The sequence below is a fragment of the Martinezella tropici genome, from assembly GCF_008370325.1.
GTDB classification, from domain to species: domain Bacteria; phylum Pseudomonadota; class Alphaproteobacteria; order Rhizobiales; family Rhizobiaceae; genus Rhizobium; species Rhizobium tropici_B.
Genome location: NZ_VNIP01000006.1, coordinates 367,089 through 385,580 on the forward strand (window position 1 = coordinate 367,089; position 18,492 = coordinate 385,580).

The following is an 18,492-nucleotide window of genomic DNA, read 5'->3' on the forward strand; positions in this document are numbered from 1 at the left end:
TATGATGTCCCTGGACCGTAAAGAAAAGAGGCCGATTGTTTGTAATCATGAATAGTCTGATCGAATATAAGCTACTTATTCTCGAAGCGGAATAACAATATGTTTTTATCGTGATTGTTGCAATGCGGCATGGGGGCGCCAAAGACCGCATTCGAGAATATGATTGCAAAGCGTGACAGACCGCTTCTGAATTGAATCATATTCGCTCGAGCAGACAAGGATTTGGGTCGATGAGTGCGCCGTGGAAAGATGTTGTGCTGGAAAACGTGCCTACGGGGCCCGTGGAAGCCCGGATCTACAACGGCGAAGGTTTGAAGAAGGCGGCACCTCTCGTGCTCTATCTGCACGGCGGCGCTTTCCTCGACACCGATCACGCGACCGACAGGCCGGTGGCGGCAAGCCTCGCAGAGGCTGGTGCTATCGTGGTTGCCGCGGATTATACGAGCGGCAATCAGAATGCTTTTCCGAAGGTGCTCGAATGCGCCTACGGAATTCTCGCCTACCTCAGCAACAAGCGGAACATGCTTGCGCTGGGTGGAGCGAAAAAATCGCTGCTGTTTGTCGCCGGAGAGGAATCGGGTGGCAATGTTGCAGCGGGTGTCGCTTTAAAGGCGCGCGATCAGATGCCCGGTTCGCTGGACGGACAGGTGCTGATTTCGCCTTTACTTGATCCTTTCATGGGATCGAAATCTTTCCTCCATGCGGAGGAAAGCGGCATGCGCGAGCGCTGGACGGACGGCTGGAACCGATACCTGGGCTTCCTGGGCGGTGTTTGCCATCCTTATGCAGCGCCTCGATACTGTTCGCGGCTTTCGGGCCTCGCGCCGGCATTGGTGCTCACGGCCGAGGACGACCCGCTCCGCGACGAGAGCATGGAATACGGCAGTCGGCTGAAAGCGGCTGGCGTCCGTGTTCGCCAGCAAGTCCTTCCCGCCGGGACAGGCTGGCCCACCCTCTATGGCGGGCAGTCGAAAGACAGGCCGATTTGGCAGCAGGATATCTGTTGCTGTTTCAAGGGGTTTGTCGAAGACGTGCAGGCTTGATCGACTAGACTATCCCGTCCGCGAGAGACAAGCGCGAATGGGATGAGGCGTCGAAGGCACGAGACCGGAGCGGGTGGTCACGCGAATGCGCGGCGCTTCGGCCCCTGATTTTATTGAGACGATAGGAATTTTCGGTCCCGTGTCCCAAGGCGGGACCAAAGGAGAGACCAACATGAAGTCCAACGGTAAAAGCTGGGCCCTGTGGGGCGCCGGCATGGGTGTTGCTGCGGCTGTTGCAGGCGCGGCTTTCTATCTGGAGCTGCCGCGTGGCGCTCAGGCAACGGAGGCTGCTGCTCCGGCCGCAAAGCCGGCGATCCCGGTCACCGTTGCCGCCGTAGAAGCGCGCGACATCACGGCCTGGCAGGAATTTTCCGGCCGGCTCGAAGCGATTGATCGCGTCGAGGTGCGCCCGCGCGTCGCCGGCGCCATCGAGTCTGTGCATTACCGCGAAGGCGCGCTGGTCAAGCAGGGTGACCTGCTGGTGACGATCGATCCGGCGCCCTATGAGGCGGTGGTTGCCCAAGCTCAGGCGCAGGTCGGGGCGGCAAAAGCCAAGCTTGATCTCGCCAAAGTCGAAATCGATCGCGGCCGGAAGCTCTTCGACAACAAGACGATTTCGCAGAGCGACATGGATACCCGCACCAGCAACTCTGCCGAGGCAGAAGCCAATCTGAAGGCAGCGCAAGCGGCCCTTCAGACCGCGCAGCTGAACCTCGACTATACGCAGGTCCGTGCCCCGATCGCCGGCCGGGTCGGCAAGATCGCCGTCACTGTCGGCAATCTCGTGGCGGCCGGCTCGACGTCGCCGGCATTGACCACGCTGGTTTCGGTCGATCCGATCTATGCGAGCTTCAGCGCCAACGAGCAGACTGTCACTCAGGCCCTGGCCGAACTGCCGACAACCGGAGGCGCTTTTCCGCCGGTCGAGCAGATCCCGGTTCAGATCGGTACGGCAAGCGACAACGGTACGCCGATCAAGGGCAAGTTGCAGTTGATCGACAACGAAGTCGATGCGGCGAGCGGCACCGTCAGCGTTCGCGCCGTCTTCGACAATCCGGGCGGCCGTCTTATCCCCGGTCAGTTCGTGCGGGTCCGTATGGGTCAGCCGAAGGCCGAGAATAAGATTGTCATTGACGATCGTGCAGTCGGCACCGACCAGGACAAGAAGTTCGTCTTCGTCGTGGATGGCGAAAACAAGGTCAATTACCGGCAGGTCCAGCTCGGTTCGCTGGTCGACGGCCAGCGAGTGATCGAGAATGGCCTGAAAGCCGGCGAAAAGATCGTCGTCAACGGGTTGCAGCGCATCCGTCCCGGTGCAGTCGTCGCACCGCAGTTGGCCGAGAAGGTTGCGACCGCTCAGTAAGACTTCGCCTTCTGCCCGTGGGCAGAAGGCCGACATTCCGAAATCGCATGATCCGCTGGCGGCTTTCAAATCGTCGGACAGGAGTTTTGCATCCGTTCTCACCCCGGAGGGGGCTTTGATATGAACATCTCCAGATTTTTTGTTGACCGTCCGGTCTTTGCCGGTGTTCTTTCGGTCCTCATCGTGGTCGCCGGCCTGATCGGCCTCAGAGCGCTGCCGATCTCCGAATATCCAGAGGTCGTGCCTCCCTCGATTGTCGTGCACGCCACCTATCCCGGCGCCAACCCGACCGTCATCGCCGAAACGGTGGCGACGCCGCTCGAAGAGCAGATCAACGGCGTCGAGGGCATGCTCTACATGTCCAGCCAGGCGACATCAGACGGCGCTCTCAACGTGACGGTCACCTTCAAGCTCGGCACCGATCCGGACAAGGCGCAGCAGCTTGTGCAGAACCGCGTTTCGCAGGCCGAGCCGCGCCTGCCCGCGGAAGTCCGTGCCCTCGGCATTACGACCATCAAGAGCTCGCCCAACTTCATCGTGGTCGTCAACCTCGTCTCGGACGGAGCCGACCACGACATCACCTATCTGCGAAACTATGCGACCCTGAACATCAAGGATCGACTCGCCCGGATCGAAGGCGTCGGGCAGGTGCAGGTTTTCGGCGCCGGCGACTATTCCATGCGCGTGTGGATCGATCCGCAAAAGGCGGCCGAGCATAATCTTGCGGCCAGCGACATCAGCAATGCGATCAGCTCCCAGAACGTCCAGGCTGCGGCTGGCATCATCGGTGCCTCACCCAGCCGGCCGGGCGTGGATCTGCAGCTTAACGTCAATGCCCAGGGCCGCCTGCGCACACCTGAGGAGTTCGGCAACATCATCGTCAAGACGGGCGCCAACGGCGAAATCACCCGCCTTCGCGACGTCGCCCGCGTCGAGCTCGGTGCGGAAGACTATACGCTGCGTTCGCTGCTCGACGGCAAGCCGGCCGTCGCCGTCGCCGTTCTCCAGGCGCCTGGTTCGAACGCGATCGAGATCGCGAACAACGTGCGCTCGACCATGGACGTGCTGCAGCAGGCCATGCCTGCGGGCGTTAAGTATGAGATCGTCTACGACACGACGAAATTCGTCCGCGCCTCGATCGAGAAGGTGATCGACACACTGCTCGAAGCCATCGCGCTCGTCGTCCTCGTCGTCATCCTGTTCCTGCAGACATGGCGTGCCTCGATCATCCCGCTGATCGCCGTTCCGGTGTCGATCATCGGCACCTTTGCGGTGATGTATGTCTTCGGCTTCTCGATCAACGCGCTTAGTCTGTTCGGCCTGGTGCTGGCGATCGGTATCGTCGTGGACGACGCGATCGTCGTGGTCGAGAACGTCGAACGCAATATCGAGAACGGGCTCAGTCCGCGAGACGCCACCTACAAGGCCATGAAGGAAGTCTCCGGTCCGATCGTCGCGATCGCGCTGGTCCTCGTCGCGGTCTTTGTACCTCTCGCCTTCATCTCCGGCCTGTCCGGCCAGTTCTACCGCCAGTTCGCGCTGACGATCGCTATCTCGACTGTCATCTCGGCCTTCAACTCGCTCACCCTGTCTCCGGCACTGGCATCCCTGCTCCTGAAGGGTCATCATGCGCCGAAGGATGGGTTGACGCGGATCATGGATGCGGTCTTCGGCTGGTTCTTCCGCGGCTTCAACCGGGCATTCGGAGCCGGTTCGAAATACTACGGCAAGGGCGTCGGCGGCCTGCTGTCGCGCAAGAGCATCGTCATGGTGATCTATCTCGCGCTGGTGGGAGCGACCTATAGCCTGTTCACAACGGTTCCAGGCGGTTTCGTGCCGTCGCAGGACAAGCAGTATCTGATCGGCTTCGCACAGTTGCCGGATGCCGCAAGCCTCGACCGAACGGAAGATGTGATTAAGCGTATGACGGACATTGCGCTGAAGCAGCCAGGCGTCGCCAATGCGATCGCCTTCCCGGGCCTGTCGATCAACGGCTTCACCAATTCCTCGAATGCCGGCATCGTTTTCGTGACGCTGAAGGACTTCGACGAGCGCAAGACGCCGGACCTTTCGGGCGGGGCGATCGCCATGGCACTGAACCAGAAGTTCGGCGCCATCCAGGATGCCTTCATCGCCATGTTCCCGCCGCCGCCGGTCAACGGTCTCGGTACGACAGGCGGCTTCAAGCTGCAGATTGAGGATCGCGCCGGCCTCGGCAACCATGCGCTCGACCAGGCGGCCAAGGCGGTGATCGGCAAGGCCTACCAGACACCGGAACTCACCGGGATCTTCTCGAGCTTCCAGATCAACGTGCCGCAGCTCTTTGCCGATCTCGACCGCGCCAAGGCCGAGCAGCTCGGAGTCTCCGTCACCGACGTCTTCCAGACGCTGCAGATCTATCTCGGTTCGCTCTATGTGAACGACTTCAACACCTTCGGCCGCACCTACAGCGTCCGCGTGCAGGCCGATGCCAAGTTCCGCGCTCAGCCGGAAGATATCGGCCAGTTGAAGGTTCGTTCGGCATCGGGCCAGATGATCCCGCTTTCTGCCCTGCTGAAGGTGGATGCCACGACCGGTCCGGAACGCACGAACCGCTATAACGGCTTCCTGGCAGCTGACATCAATGGTGGCCCGGCGCCCGGTTTCTCGTCAGGCCAGGCACAGGCGGCGATCGAGAAGATTCTGCATGAGACGTTGCCCCCCGGTATAGACTTCGAATGGACTGATTTGACCTATCAGCAGATCCTGGCCGGCAATTCCAGCGTCGTCGTCTTCCCGCTGGCGCTGCTCCTGGTCTTCCTTGTGCTGGCCGCCCAATACGAGAGCCTGACCTTGCCGCTCGCCATTGTCATGATTGTGCCGATGGGTGTCTTGGCGGCGCTGACCGGCGTCTGGCTCACGGGTGGAGACAACAACATCTTCACCCAGATCGGCCTGGTGGTGCTCGTCGGTCTATCAGCAAAGAACGCGATCCTGATCGTGGAATTCGCCCGTGAGCTGGAATTCGAGGGCCGCACGCCCGTTCAGGCTGCGATCGAGGCCAGCCGCCTGCGTCTGCGTCCGATCCTGATGACCTCCATGGCCTTCATCATGGGTGTCGTGCCGCTGGTCACCTCGACCGGTGCGGGTTCCGAAATGCGTGCTGCCATGGGTGTCGCGGTGTTCTCGGGCATGATTGGCGTCACCTTCTTCGGCATCTTCATGACGCCGGTCTTCTACGTGCTGATCCGCAGGCTGACGGGCAACCGTCCGCTCAAGCAGCATCACCACAACGACAACGACCATTCGGCGGAGGTACTCCCGATCGCCGCCGAATAGGAGGCCGTGCCGAGCGGCACTCCAGTGCTCGACACGCCATGGGCGGGACCGAAAGGTCCCGCTTTTTTCATGCTTTCATATTTTCATTTTAGCTAATTTATCCTTCTTTCGAAGAATTTGCCGCATGATAGCCGATTTCCTTTGCATGCTGGCTCCAGAGGTTTATCAAGCTCTTGGATGAGTTGATTGACGTACATCGGGCGTGGGGAGTCGCCTTCGGGCCGTGGGGCTTTGAGGTCGGCAGCGGTGGAAGATCGTTGCCGAATCCGTCGCATGACGAAGGGCGCTCCGCTATCCGGTTTCGGTGTCCGATGCGTTGCAATTCGGAGGATATTTATGCAGGGCAGAAAGATCGCCTTTCTCGGTACGGGTTTGATGGGGGCGCCGATGGCGCGGCGGCTGCTCGCCGCCGGTTTCGCGGTGGCAGTCTGGAATCGCGACCGCAGCAAGGCGGAGCCTTTGGCTGTCGATGGCGCGACCGTTGCTGATACGGCGGTCGAGGCGGCGCGGGGAGCATCCGTTCTTTTCACCATGCTGACCAACGGCGGCGCCGTCGGGGAGGTCCTGTTCGGCGGCGGCGTGGCTGAAGCGCTTGAGGTCGGCGCCATCGTGATCGACCATAGCTCGATATCGCCTGCTATTGCCCGCGAACATGCGGGCAAGCTTGCCGAGCGCGGCATCCGGCATATCGATGCTCCGGTCTCCGGCGGCGTCGTGGGTGCCGAAGCGGGAACGCTTGCGATCATGGCTGGCGGCGATACCGAGGTGATAGACAGCGTGCGCGATATCATGGCGCCTCTGGGACGCGTGACTCGCGTTGGCCCCAGCGGTACGGGTCAGCTCGCAAAGCTCGGCAATCAGCAGATCGTTGCCGTCACCATAGGGGCCGTTGCGGAAGCGATGCTGCTGGTCGAGGCCGGTGGCGGTTCGCGTGAGGCGTTTCGGGATGCCATTCGCGGCGGCTTTGCGGAAAGCCGGATTCTGGAGCTGCATGGTCAGCGCATGATTGAGCGCAACTTCGAGCCGGGTGGAACCGCCCGCAATCAGTTGAAGGATCTCGATGCGGCTCTCGCCACGGCGGAAAGCCTGTCTCTGCAGCTCCCATTGACCGAAGCCGTAAGAGCCGAATTTGCCGAATTCGTCGAGAATGGCGGCGGGGAGCAGGATCACAGCGGTTTGCTGCAGCATCTGGAAGACAAGAATGCCCGAGGAAAGGCTTGAGGAAGTGATGAACGATAAGGGTGCATCCAAGCGTCGTCTGCGTTCGCAGGACTGGTTCGACAATCCGGATCATATCGATATGACGGCGCTCTATCTTGAGCGCTTCATGAACTATGGCATCACGCCGGAAGAGCTGCGATCCGGTAAGCCGATCATCGGCATTGCCCAGAGCGGCAGCGATCTCACGCCCTGCAATCGTCATCACCTCGATCTTGCCAAGCGCGTGCGCGACGGCATCCGCGATGCCGGCGGCATTCCGATCGAATTTCCGACCCATCCGATCTTCGAGAACTGTAAGCGTCCGACGGCGGCACTCGACCGCAATCTCGCCTATCTCGGCCTGGTGGAAGTGCTCTATGGCTATCCGCTCGATGGCGTCGTGCTGACGACCGGCTGCGACAAGACCACGCCATCGGCGCTGATGGCAGCCTCGACCGTCAATATTCCGGCGATCGTTCTCTCCGGTGGCCCGATGCTCGATGGCTGGCATGAGGGTGAGCTCGCGGGATCGGGAACGGTGATCTGGCGTTCGCGCCGCAAGCTGGCGGCGGGTGAGATCGATGAGGAGGAATTCATGGAGGCCTCGCTCGCCTCGGCGCCCTCCATCGGCCATTGCAACACCATGGGAACGGCCTCGACCATGAATGCCATGGCGGAAGCGCTCGGCATGTCGCTGACCGGCTGCGCCGCCATTCCCGGCGCTTATCGCGAGCGCGGCCAGATGGCCTATCGCACCGGACGGCGGGCGGTCGAGCTGGTTCTCGCTGATATCAAGCCTTCGGACGTGCTGACGCGCGAGGCTTTCCTCAATGCCATCCGCGTCAATTCCGCCATTGGCGGCTCGACCAACGCGCTGCCGCATCTCGCCGCCATGGCCAAGCACGCCGGCGTCGAGCTTTATCCCGATGACTGGCAGGTGCATGGCTTCGACATTCCGCTGCTCGCCAATGTGCAGCCGGCGGGCGCCTATCTCGGCGAGCGCTTCCATCGCGCCGGCGGCGTTCCGGCCATCATGTGGGAGCTGCTGCAGGTGGGCAAGCTGGACGGAAGCTGTCCGACGGTCACAGGCAGAACGATGGCGGAGAATCTGAAGGGTCGTGAGGCGACCGATCGCGAGGTCATCCGCCCGTTCGCCGATCCGCTGAAGGAGCGTGCCGGCTTCCTCGTCCTCAAGGGCAATCTGTTCGATTTCGCCATCATGAAGATGAGCGTCGTCTCCGAGGAGTTCCGCGGCCGTTACCTGCAGGAGCCTGGCCGCGAAGGTGTGTTCGAGGGCAGGGCTGTCGTCTTCGATGGATCGGAGGATTATCATAAGCGCATCAACGATGCCGAACTCGGGATCGATGAGAACACGATCCTGGTCATTCGGGGGGCAGGGCCGATCGGCTGGCCGGGTTCGGCCGAGGTCGTCAACATGCAGCCGCCGGATGCGCTTCTGAAGCGGGGCATCCGCAGCCTCCCGACGATCGGCGACGGTCGCCAGTCGGGTACGGCCGACAGCCCGTCCATCCTCAACGCATCGCCGGAAAGTGCCGCCGGCGGCGGACTTGCCTGGGTCAGAACCGGCGACATCATCCGCATCGATTTCAATCAGGGTCGCTGTGACATGCTGGTGGACGAGGCGGAAATCGAGCGCCGGAAGGGTAACGGCATTCCGGCCGTTCCGCCGGATGCGACGCCGTGGCAGCGGATCTATCGCCGTTCGGTCACGCAGCTTTCCGATGGCGCCGTCCTCGATGGCGCAGCGGATTTCCGCAATATCGCCGCAATACCGCCGAGGCATAACCATTAGCGCCGGATGATTTTCGGTAAAATCGACTTACAATCTGAATCCGCGCTAGAATCAAACAAGTAGAGCATGATGTCGTCCGAAAGCCGTTTACACGTTTCGGCGTCATGCTCCAGCTGGGATATCGAAAAACTGCTGACCGAATACCAATGCGCTACCATTAAAGTTCGTGAAAGGGAGTAGTGCATATATAATTAGCAGCGGTTATGCGGTCTCTTCAGTTTCCGAAGGGGGTGGAACTCTTTGGCAGAGACGACATCAGGGCGAAGCGAAGAAGAGTTCCAAGACCTTTTGAGAAGGCTGGAGCTGGCGCTGGAGGCGTCTCAAATCGGCGTCTGGCAGCATAACGTCAACGAACAGGAGCTGCTCTGGGACCAGCAGATGCACAAGCTCTACGGAACCGGGCGCCATAATCGCCGGGTTTCCTCCAATGTCTGGTTCAAGGCGCTGCATCCCGAGGATCATGAAAGCGCGATCAACGACTTCCAGATCGCGCTCGAGGGGAAGGGTTTCTACAACTCGCAGTTCCGCATCATTTTGCCCAGCGGTGAGGTGCGTCATCTGCGCTCGCGCGCGCATTACTATGAAGATGCCGACGGCGCGCCTTCCTTCATCGGCGCCGAATGGGATGTAACCGCCGACGTATTGCTCAATCGCGAGCTGACCAGCCAAAAGGCCATTGCGGAGGCCCGCGCCGTTGCGCTGGAGCAGAGCCGCGCGCGAATCGAGCACGCCGCCGATCACGATTATCTCACCGGCCTTCCGAACCGGCGCTATTTCGATCGGCGATTGGCCGAATTACGCAACGACGCATCTATCGAGACGTTGGCCGTGCTCCATATCGATCTCGTCGGGTTCAAGGAGATCAACGACAAATGGGGTCATGCGGCCGGTGACGCGACATTGCAGAGTGCTGCCGCGCGCGTATCCGGAGCCATAACCGCCAACGACATAGTCGCGCGTATCGGTGGCGATGAATTTGTGGCCGCCCTGGTGAATGTCGGCAACGCCGAGAGGCTGGAAGCGATCGTAAATGATATTTTCTGGCGATTGCGACGCGAGGTGCGTTTCGGCAATGAGATGCTGAAGATCGGCGCCTCTATCGGCGTGGCCATGAGCGAGGCCGGCAGTACCGGCAATCTGCTGGCGGAATCCGATGTCGCCCTTTTCCAGGCCAAGAAACTCGGCCGCAACCGGGTGGAGTTCTTCACGCCGAAGCTGCAATCGGACCTGCAGGCGGAACGTCAACTGGCCGACGAATTGCGTTTGGCGCCGGTGCTGTGTCAGATCGAGCCCTTCTATCAGATTCAGGTGGATGCCCGCAGTCGCCGCATTGTCGGGCTGGAGGCGCTCGCCCGCTGGCGGCATCCGGAAAGGGGATTGTTGAGCCCGATCGCCTTCCTGAAGGTGGCCGACGAATACGGGCTCACCGCCGAGATCGATGTGGCCGTGCTGAAGCGCGCACTTGCCGACCGGTCGGACTGGGTGTCGCAGGGCCTCTTGCCGCCGCGCATTGCCGTCAATATTTCCGGGCGCCGGCTTGCCGATCCGGATCTCATCGAAGGGCTGAGGGCACTCAGGATGCCCCGCAATGCCATCGCCTTCGAACTGGTCGAAACCATCTTTCTCGATGCTCCTGACGACCAGGTGCTTGCCAATATTGCCGGCATCAAGAAGATGGGAATCGATATCGAGATCGATGATTTCGGCTCGGGCCACGCGTCGCTGATCGGCCTGGTCACATTGAAGCCGAAGCGGTTGAAGATCGACCGGCAACTGGTGACGGCGGTAACGGTGTCCGACGAACAGCGCCGGCTTGTCGGCTCCATCGTCGATATTGCGCGGGCCTTGAATGTCGAGGTCGTTGCCGAGGGGGTCGAAACCGAAGAACATGCACGCATTCTGGCCGAACTCGGCTGCGACGAACTCCAAGGCTATGCCATCGGCTACCCCGCTTTGGGAAGCGAGGTTGCCGCGTTGCTGAAAGCGGCTTTTGTCATGGACAAGAACCGACCCACGGGGGGAGCGCGTGCTACTGGATCTGCAAGGCGACGATCAAGCCGTAGCTGATGAGGCCGAGCATCAGCAGCGACAGTGTCGCAGCGGCGATTACCCGGCCGCCCGCATGCGCGACGGAGCGGATATTCACGGACAGGCCGAGTGCCGCCATGGCGATGACGGTCAGGATGCCAGAGACCACCTCCATCGGGGCAACCAGCACATCCGGAATGAGGCCGAAGGAGCGCAGGGCCATCAGCCCAAGAAAGCCACAGATGAACCAGGGAACAAGCGAATGATGGTGGCTGCCGCGTGCGTCAGTGCCAACTGCCTCGGCCTTGGTGATGACGCCGAACAGAAAGATCACGGGACCCAGCATCAGGACGCGGACGAGCTTGACGAGAGTGCCGGTTTGAACGGCGAGCAGGCCGACGGGCGCGGTCGCGGCCAGTACCTGCGGCACCGCGTAGACGGTCAGTCCGGCTAGGGTTCCGTATTGCGGTACGCTCATGCCGAGGTGGAAATAGAAAAGCGGCAGCAGAAACACGGCCGCAATGCCAAGAACGGCGGTAAAAGCGAGGGCGGCGGCGATCTCCTGCGAATCCGCCTCGATCACGGGGGCTACGGCAACGATGGCCGAGTTGCCGCATATCGAATTGCCACAAGCGATCAGCGTTGCCAGTCTCGGCGGCAAGCCAAGCGCTCGCCCGATGACGTAGGTGGCGGCGATCGACAAAATGACGACGATGGCGATGCCGGCGATCAGCCAAACGCCGGCGCCGCGAATGGCCGAGAGGCTGATAGAGGCGCCGAGAAGCACGATGGCGATTTCCAGCAGGATCTTGGCGCTGAAATCGATACCCGGCTTCATGGCCGGGTTCAGCGGCTTGAGAGTGCAGACGGCAATGCCGAGCGCGATGGCAAGTACCAGGCTTTCGATCCATCGGCCTCCGAACAGGACGACTTCGACATGCTCGCCGGCATAGGCGAGAAGGGCGACGGCACAGGTGAGTGCGAGGCCGGGAAGGATCGTGCTGACGCGTTGAGCAAGTGACATATCGTGCCGTCATTCGTTGTTATGCTTCGGTGACGGCGGGAAAGTCTCACCTGTCGATGTCGACATCCATCGAATATTATCCTATGTTTCATTCGGTAAATTAGAATGATTTCCCATGACCTTCGAGCAACTCGCAATTTTCGTCGCCGTCGCCGAGCGCGAACATCTGACCAATGCCGCTGAAGCCATCCATCTGACGCCTTCGGCCGTCAGCTCAGCGATCAAGAATCTCGAGGCCTATTACGGCGTGGAGCTGTTTCACCGCGTCGGCCGGCGGATCGAGCTGACGGAGACGGGGCGGTCCTTCCTGGGCGAAGCCAAGGCGACGCTCGCCCGCGTGCGCTCGGCGGAACTCATGCTGTCAGAGCTTGCCGGATTACAGCGCGGCCGTCTGAGCCTCTACGCAAGCCAGACCATCGCCAGCTATTGGTTGCCGCCACTGCTGATGCGGTTTCGTCGCGATTATCCCGGCATCGCGCTGGATCTGACGATCGGCAATACGCGAACCGTCACGGAAGCCGTCATCGATGGCGCTGCGGAGCTGGGCTTTATCGAGGGCGAAGTGGATGCGCCGGCGCTGTCGATGAAGACCGTCGCGCAGGATGCGCTCGTCATCGTCGTGCCGCCGCATCATCCATGGGCGGACAGACGTCAGCTGACCGCCGTCGACCTCGCTACCGGCACCTCCTGGGTGATGCGCGAGGAAGGCTCGGGCACGCGCTCGGAATTCGAGAATGCGGTCGCCAGGCTTGGCGCTTCGCCAGGCGATCTCGACGTGGCGCTCGTCCTTCCCTCGAATGAAGCGGTACTATCCGCCGTCTGTGCCGGGGAAAGCGCTGCGGCTATTTCCAGTGCTGCGGCGAGAGCCTATCTCGGGCAGGGTATGCTGGTTCAAGCAACGTTCGATCTGCCCGTCCGCAGCTTCCGGCTGCTGCGTCACAAGGAGCGTCATGCCAGCAAGGCAGCCCAGACGCTGGAAGCAATGTGTAAGGATTAAGTAGATTCAACACATTCCAGAAGCGGATGCCGGCAATGCTGATAGCATCACTTTCAATCTATCGCCGCTCGGCCCGTTGCCGGTTGGCGACCACGAGTTCGATGTTGTTGCGCTCGAGCATGGCGCGAATGTCTGATGGCGGCGTGTCGTCGGTGACCAGCGTGTCGAAGGCGGCGGGTTCGTTGAGGATGATGGGCGCGCTGCGCCCGAATTTGGCGCTGTCGGCGACGATGATGCAGTTTTCGGCGCGGCCGGCCGCTTCCCGGGAATATTCCGCCTCTTCGAGATCGTGCAGCATGAAGCCGGAGGTGGCGTTGATGGCGCCCACCGATAGGATGGCATGGCGTATGTTGAAGCGGCGCAGGAAATTGGCGGCCTCCATGCCAAAGGCGCCGCCGTCATGCCCGCGCAGCTCGCCGCCGGCGAAGAAGACGCGGTTGCCGTTGCGGGTTGCGAGCGCGTGAGCGACCGCGACGGCATTGGTGACGACGAAGAGATTCTGGTGCTTCTGCAACGCTACGGCAATGAAGGCCGTGGTCGAGCCGACATCGAGAAAGAGCGCGTCTCCGTCCTCGATCATGGATGCGACGGAGGCGGCGATCATCCGCTTGGCCTCCGCGTTCTCGTTCATGCGCAGATGCAGCGGCGGCTCGATCATCGAATCCTTGATGTGGACGCCGCCATGCACCTTGGTAACGAGCCCATTGGCTTCGAGGCTGCGGATATTGCGACGGATGGTCTCTTCGGAAACGCCGAGCCGTTCGGCCAGGAACTGGATGCGGCTCGCGCCACCGGCCAAGCGCAGTTCCTCCAGGATCTCGCGTTCGCGATGATTGGAGTGAAGCGGTGGCTGGGATATGCCCGACATGGTTGCTGATCCTATTGAGGGTATTGATCCCGAAATGTGCATGGCATCCGGAATGATAACCCTGTCGCCGCCAGAGGCGTCAATGCGCACAGGCTTGATCCAATTGCCTCGCGCTTGAGTTTTTAAGACAAATCCCACCTATGGTGAAGCGCCGTATTTGCGATATCCATAGCTCATCCAATTCGATCAGCCCTTCGAAACCAACAAAAAGCCAAATCTTCGTTTCATTTTGTGGGGTGCACTTGACAGCTTCGCGTTTGTAAGGAACCTTTCTCATCCGAAGGATGCTCGGCAGTGGTACCTGAGGGGGCCAGACGGGGAATGACTGCGACGCCGGAAGACAGGATACATTCTCTCAGCATCTGGCGCGGGCCGATCGAGATCGCCCCGCTGGTCGGCGGCATCACCAATCGCAACTATCTGGTCGGCAACGCTGGCCGGCGTTTCGTCGTCCGGCTTGGGGCGGATATTCCCGTCCACCATATCAGCCGCGCCAATGAGCTGGCGGCGAGCAGGGCTGCCCATGCAGCTGGTCTTTCGCCCGCCGTGATCCATCACGAGTCCGGCATACTGGTGCTTGACTATATCGACGCAAAGCCGCTGACGGCCGAGGATATAGGTGACCCCGCAATGATGGCGCGTGTCGTGGCGCTTGTCCGGTCCTGTCATCGCGATGTCGGCAGGTATTTCCGCGGGCAGGCGGCGATCTTCTGGGTTTTCCATGTGGTCAGGGATTATGCGGCCGTTCTCGAGGCCGGTGGTAGCCGGCACCGAGCGTTGCTGCCTTCCTTTCTGGAGATCGCCGAGCGGCTCGAACGCGAAGCGGGTCCTTTCGAGATCGCTTTCAGCCATAATGATCTGCTGGCCGCGAATTTCCTCGACGATGGCAAGCGGCTTTGGCTGATCGATTGGGATTATGCCGGGTTCAACACGCCGCTTTTCGACCTCGGCGGCCTTGCCTCCAACAATGAATTCTCCGGAGCGCAGGAAGAGGCGATGCTGGAGGCCTATTTCGAGACTGGCGTCAGCGATGATCTGCGCCGGCGCTATCAGGCGATGAAATGCGCTTCGCTCCTGCGCGAGACGATGTGGAGCATGGTCTCGGAAATCCATTCCGACATCGAATTCGATTATTCTTCCTATACAGCTGAAAATCTGCGGCGATTTGAGAGCGCCTGGCAGAGTTTTCGCGACTCTTGAGGTGATGCAATGAAGGAATTGCCGTCTACAGCAAAGACTGTCGTCATCGGCGGCGGTATCATCGGCTGCTCGACCGCCTACCATCTCGGCAAGCTCGGCTTTACCGATACCGTGCTGCTGGAACGCAAGAAGCTGACCTCGGGCACGACGTTCCACGCCGCCGGTCTCGTCGGCCAGCTGCGCACCAGCGCAAACATCACGCAGATGCTCGGCTATTCCGTCGATCTCTACAAAAAGCTCGAGGCGGAGACCGGGCTTGCCACCGGCTGGAAGATGAATGGCGGCCTGCGCCTCGCCTGCAACGAGGAGCGCTGGACGGAGGTCAAGCGGCAGGCGACGACTGCGCAGTCCTTCGGCCTGCAGATGCATCTGTTGACGCCCAAGGAGGCCTTCGATCTCTGGCCGCTGATGGATGTCGAGGATCTCGTCGGCGCCGCCTTCCTGCCGACCGACGGGCAGGCCAATCCTTCCGACATCACCCAGGCGCTGGCGAAGGGCGCCCGCATGAGCGGTGTGTCGATCTTCGAGGATACAGAGGTTCTCGATCTGGAAATCGACAAGGGCCGGATCCGCGCCGTCATCACCGAGAAGGGCCGCATCGAATGCGAGCGCGTCGTCGTCTGCGCGGGGCAATGGACGCGGACTTTCGCCGGCCGCTTCGGCGTCAACGTGCCGCTCGTCTCGGTCGAGCATCAGTATCTCATCACCGAATCCTTCGGCGTGCCGTCCAACCTGCCGACGCTGCGCGATCCGGACCGGCTGACCTATTACAAGGAGGAGGTCGGCGGACTGGTCATGGGTGGCTATGAGCCCAATCCCATTCCCTGGGCTCTCGATGGTATCCCTAGGGATTTCCACTACACGCTGCTCGACAGCAATTTCGACCATTTCGAGCAGATCATGGAGCAGGCGCTGGTGCGCGTGCCGGCGCTGCAGACCGCCGGCGTCAAGCAGCTGCTATGTGGCCCCGAAAGCTTCACGCCCGATGGCAACTTCATCCTTGGCGAGGCGCCGGAACTGAGGAATTTCTTCGTCGGCGCCGGCTTCAACGCTTTCGGCATCGCTTCGGCCGGCGGAGCCGGCATGGCGCTGGCCGAATGGGTCGCCAAGGGCGAGCCGCCCTACGATCTCTGGCCCGTCGATATCAGGCGCTTCGGCCGCCCGCATTTCGACACCGACTGGGTGCGCACCCGCACGCTGGAAGCCTATGGCAAGCATTACACCATGGCCTGGCCTTTCGAGGAGCATTCCAGCGGCCGGCCCTGCCGCAAGTCGCCGCTTTACGATCGCCTGAAGGCGCAGGGCGCCTGTTTCGGCGAAAAGCTCGGCTGGGAGCGGCCGAACTGGTTTGCCGATCTCTTTGCCGGCGAGGAGCCGAAGGACGAGTACACGTATGGACGGCAGAACTGGTTCGATGCCGTCGGCCGGGAGCATAAGGCTGTGCGCGAAGCGGCCGTCATCTTCGACCAGACCTCCTTCGCCAAATTCGTGCTGAAAGGCCTGGATGCCGAGGCGGCGATCTCCTGGATTGCTTCCAATGACGTCGCCAAGCCAGTTGGCGCCCTGACCTATACCCAGACGCTCAACGACCGCGGCGGCATCGAATGTGACGTCACCGTCGCCCGCATTGCCGAAAACGAGTTCTACATCACGACGGGCACGGGCTTTGCCACCCATGATTTCGACTGGATCGCCCGCAAAATCCCGCCAGAGATGCATGCGGAATTGGTGGACGTGACCTCGGCCTATTCGGTCTTGTCACTGATGGGGCCGAAATCGCGCGAGATATTGCAGGCCGTCACCTCAGTCGACGTTTCGAACGCCGCATTCCCCTTCGGCAGGGTGAGGACCGTCGGTATCGCCGGCTGCCCGGTCCGGGCGTTGCGCATCACCTATGTCGGCGAACTCGGCTATGAGCTGCATGTGCCGGTGGAATATGCCGCCACCGTCTATGACGTGCTGATGGCGGCCGGCCGCGAGCACGGCCTCATCAACGCCGGCTACCGCGCCATCGAAAGCTGCCGGCTGGAGAAAGGGTATCGCGCCTGGGGCTCCGATATCGGGCCGGATCATACGCCGGTCGAAGCCGGGCTTGCCTGGGCGGTCAAGATGAAGAGGGATATCGCATTCCGTGGCCGCGAGGCGATCGAGCGGCAGCTGGCATCGGGCGTGAAAAAGATGCTTGCCTGCTTCGTGCCCGACGATCCCGAAACCGTGCTTCTCGGTCGCGAGACGATTTATCGCGACGGGCAGCGCATCGGCTGGCTGTCGAGCGGCGGCTACGGCTACACGATCGGCAAGGCCATCGGCTACGGCTATGTTCGTAACCCCAACGGCGTCACGGAGGATTTCGTGCTTTCGGGTCGCTACGAGCTCGATGTCGCGCAGCAACGCGTCCCATGTCAGGTGTCGCTGAAGCCGCTTTATGATCCGCAGATGGCGCGGATCAAGGGGTGATTACGGAGGGTGTCAGGCGGCGTTGATTTTCTGGAGCCCATATTGCTTTTGCCGGACCTTAGCCTATTTGTACACGCTAAACTTGCATTTGCGGAGGTATCATGAGGTTCAGGCGAATACTCGCGGGATTGGTGGATCTCATTCTGCTTGTTTTCATGGCGCTCGCGCCCACCTTCGCGGCTGACGCATGGTTCCCTGAATATATGGATTCTCCTGCTGGGCAACCACCAACGCCTCTCATGGGGGCGACGCTCCTTTGGCTCATGATCACGCTGCTTTTTTACTTCCCGGCGTTTGAAAGCAGCATGCTCCAAGCGACCCCTGGAAAGCTTCTTTTTGGGTTGAAAGTCGCGCTACCCAATGGTGATAGGCTGAGCTTTGTGCAGGCCTTTTACCGCATGGTGTTCGGTCCGCTTGCGATATGGTATTTGCCGTCATATCGAAGGAGATTCTCGGGCGACTCAATCGTAACTTATCGTTGACGAGAATGGGGTGGTGAGATCCCTATCGCCTGCTCGGCAGATCCCAAGCCCGATAAAGGCTGTTGAGAGCCTCGGCCGTGTGGCATTCCACCATCGGCAATTCGGCTTCCCGCAGGATATTTGCGTATTTGGAGCCGCTGTTGCGGGTCTTCACGAGTATCCAGTGAATCATCTCCCATTTGATGCTGTCCTTGGCGCCTTCGAGATGCCCTGCTCGGTCTGAGCGGTTGATCAGGGTCCGCTTGAGGTAGCGCGAAAAGCGCAGCCAATGATTGGAGGTGATGAGGATGGCGCCGGTAGCACGAGCCAAACGCTGTGGCATCAGGCGCGTATAATTGCCTTCCATGATCCACTGCTCGCCAAGAATGGCCGCATCATGAAGTGCTGCGAATTCTGCTTCTGGGCGCTGTTGCCAATCGGTATGGGGCAGATGATGAAGCTGATCGAGATGGATCGTTGGGAAGCTAAGCTTTTTGGAAAGTGCAACCGCCAGAGTTGACTTACCGGCATTGGAAGGGCCGAGCACGACAATGCGCTCGCCAAGGGAATGCAAGGGAAGCATGGGGCACCGGTCGGAAAATTGGGATGGTTTCCAATGGCCGAAGCGAACCGCCTTGTCAACGCTTGCGTGTCGTATTTTCATCATTGCGCCATTTACGTGAGGATTGGAACCAAGCCCCACCACCTCCCGAAAACTGT

General features: G+C 60.8%; 13 protein-coding genes. 10 read left to right on the forward strand and 3 right to left on the reverse strand.

Annotated elements, in window-relative coordinates; translation table 11 throughout:
• Positions 1-230: 230 nt before the first annotated feature.
• The 6 genes from FP026_RS10180 to FP026_RS10205 all read left to right on the forward strand — a co-directional run bounded on the left by FP026_RS10180 (position 231) and on the right by FP026_RS10205 (position 10,804).
• Positions 231-1,043: an alpha/beta hydrolase fold domain-containing protein gene (locus FP026_RS10180; protein ID WP_149634499.1), complete on the forward strand. Its 813-nt coding sequence runs from the start codon at positions 231-233 to the stop codon at positions 1,041-1,043.
• A gap of 172 nt (positions 1,044-1,215) precedes the next feature.
• The gene (locus FP026_RS10185) at positions 1,216-2,406 is read left to right on the forward strand and encodes an efflux RND transporter periplasmic adaptor subunit (RefSeq protein ID WP_149634500.1); all 1,191 of its coding nucleotides are present in this window, start codon (positions 1,216-1,218) and stop codon (positions 2,404-2,406) included.
• 120 nt (positions 2,407-2,526) lie between these two features.
• Positions 2,527-5,724, forward strand: a complete 3,198-nt coding sequence (locus FP026_RS10190; RefSeq protein WP_149634501.1) for an efflux RND transporter permease subunit — start codon at positions 2,527-2,529, stop codon at positions 5,722-5,724.
• 336 nt (positions 5,725-6,060) lie between these two features.
• Positions 6,061-6,945 (forward strand): NAD(P)-dependent oxidoreductase, encoded by an 885-nt coding sequence (locus tag FP026_RS10195; protein WP_149634502.1) that lies wholly within the window; start codon positions 6,061-6,063, stop codon positions 6,943-6,945.
• Between the two features lie 7 nt (positions 6,946-6,952).
• Positions 6,953-8,737 (forward strand): IlvD/Edd family dehydratase, encoded by a 1,785-nt coding sequence (locus tag FP026_RS10200; RefSeq protein WP_210247970.1) that lies wholly within the window; start codon positions 6,953-6,955, stop codon positions 8,735-8,737.
• 240 nt (positions 8,738-8,977) lie between these two features.
• Positions 8,978-10,804, forward strand: coding sequence for a bifunctional diguanylate cyclase/phosphodiesterase (locus FP026_RS10205; RefSeq protein WP_149634504.1), 1,827 nt, complete (start codon positions 8,978-8,980; stop codon positions 10,802-10,804).
• Here FP026_RS10205 and FP026_RS10210 read toward each other — a convergent pair.
• Complete coding sequence (locus FP026_RS10210; protein ID WP_149634505.1) at positions 10,767-11,789, reverse strand: YeiH family protein; 1,023 nt, start codon at positions 11,787-11,789, stop codon at positions 10,767-10,769. The genes FP026_RS10205 and FP026_RS10210 overlap by 38 nt on opposite strands.
• A 115-nt stretch (positions 11,790-11,904) precedes the next feature.
• On the opposite strand from FP026_RS10210, the gene FP026_RS10215 reads away from it, so the two are divergent.
• Positions 11,905-12,786 carry a LysR substrate-binding domain-containing protein gene (locus FP026_RS10215; RefSeq protein ID WP_149634506.1) on the forward strand — a complete coding sequence of 294 codons (882 nt, stop codon included), beginning with the start codon at positions 11,905-11,907 and terminating at the stop codon, positions 12,784-12,786.
• Positions 12,787-12,844: 58 nt separating this feature from the next.
• On the opposite strand, the gene FP026_RS10220 is transcribed toward FP026_RS10215, so the two are convergent.
• A complete protein-coding gene (locus tag FP026_RS10220) occupies positions 12,845-13,654 on the reverse strand; it encodes a DeoR/GlpR family DNA-binding transcription regulator (protein WP_149634507.1) in 810 nt (269 codons plus the stop codon).
• Between the two features lie 321 nt (positions 13,655-13,975).
• Here FP026_RS10220 and FP026_RS10225 point away from each other — a divergent pair, with 321 nt between their 5' ends.
• The 3 genes from FP026_RS10225 (at position 13,976) to FP026_RS10235 (ending at position 17,793) form a co-directional block, all read left to right on the forward strand.
• Positions 13,976-14,854, forward strand: coding sequence for a choline/ethanolamine kinase family protein (locus tag FP026_RS10225; RefSeq protein WP_149634508.1), 879 nt, complete (start codon positions 13,976-13,978; stop codon positions 14,852-14,854).
• A gap of 9 nt (positions 14,855-14,863) precedes the next feature.
• A complete protein-coding gene (locus FP026_RS10230) occupies positions 14,864-17,311 on the forward strand; it encodes a GcvT family protein (RefSeq protein ID WP_149634509.1) in 2,448 nt (815 codons plus the stop codon).
• A gap of 101 nt (positions 17,312-17,412) precedes the next feature.
• Positions 17,413-17,793 carry an RDD family protein gene (locus FP026_RS10235; RefSeq protein WP_149634510.1) on the forward strand — a complete coding sequence of 127 codons (381 nt, stop codon included), beginning with the start codon at positions 17,413-17,415 and terminating at the stop codon, positions 17,791-17,793.
• A 22-nt stretch (positions 17,794-17,815) separates the two neighbouring features.
• Here FP026_RS10235 and FP026_RS10240 read toward each other — a convergent pair whose 3' ends face one another.
• Positions 17,816-18,478 (reverse strand): AAA family ATPase, encoded by a 663-nt coding sequence (locus FP026_RS10240; RefSeq protein ID WP_246665304.1) that lies wholly within the window; start codon positions 18,476-18,478, stop codon positions 17,816-17,818.
• Positions 18,479-18,492: the final 14 nt, after the last annotated feature.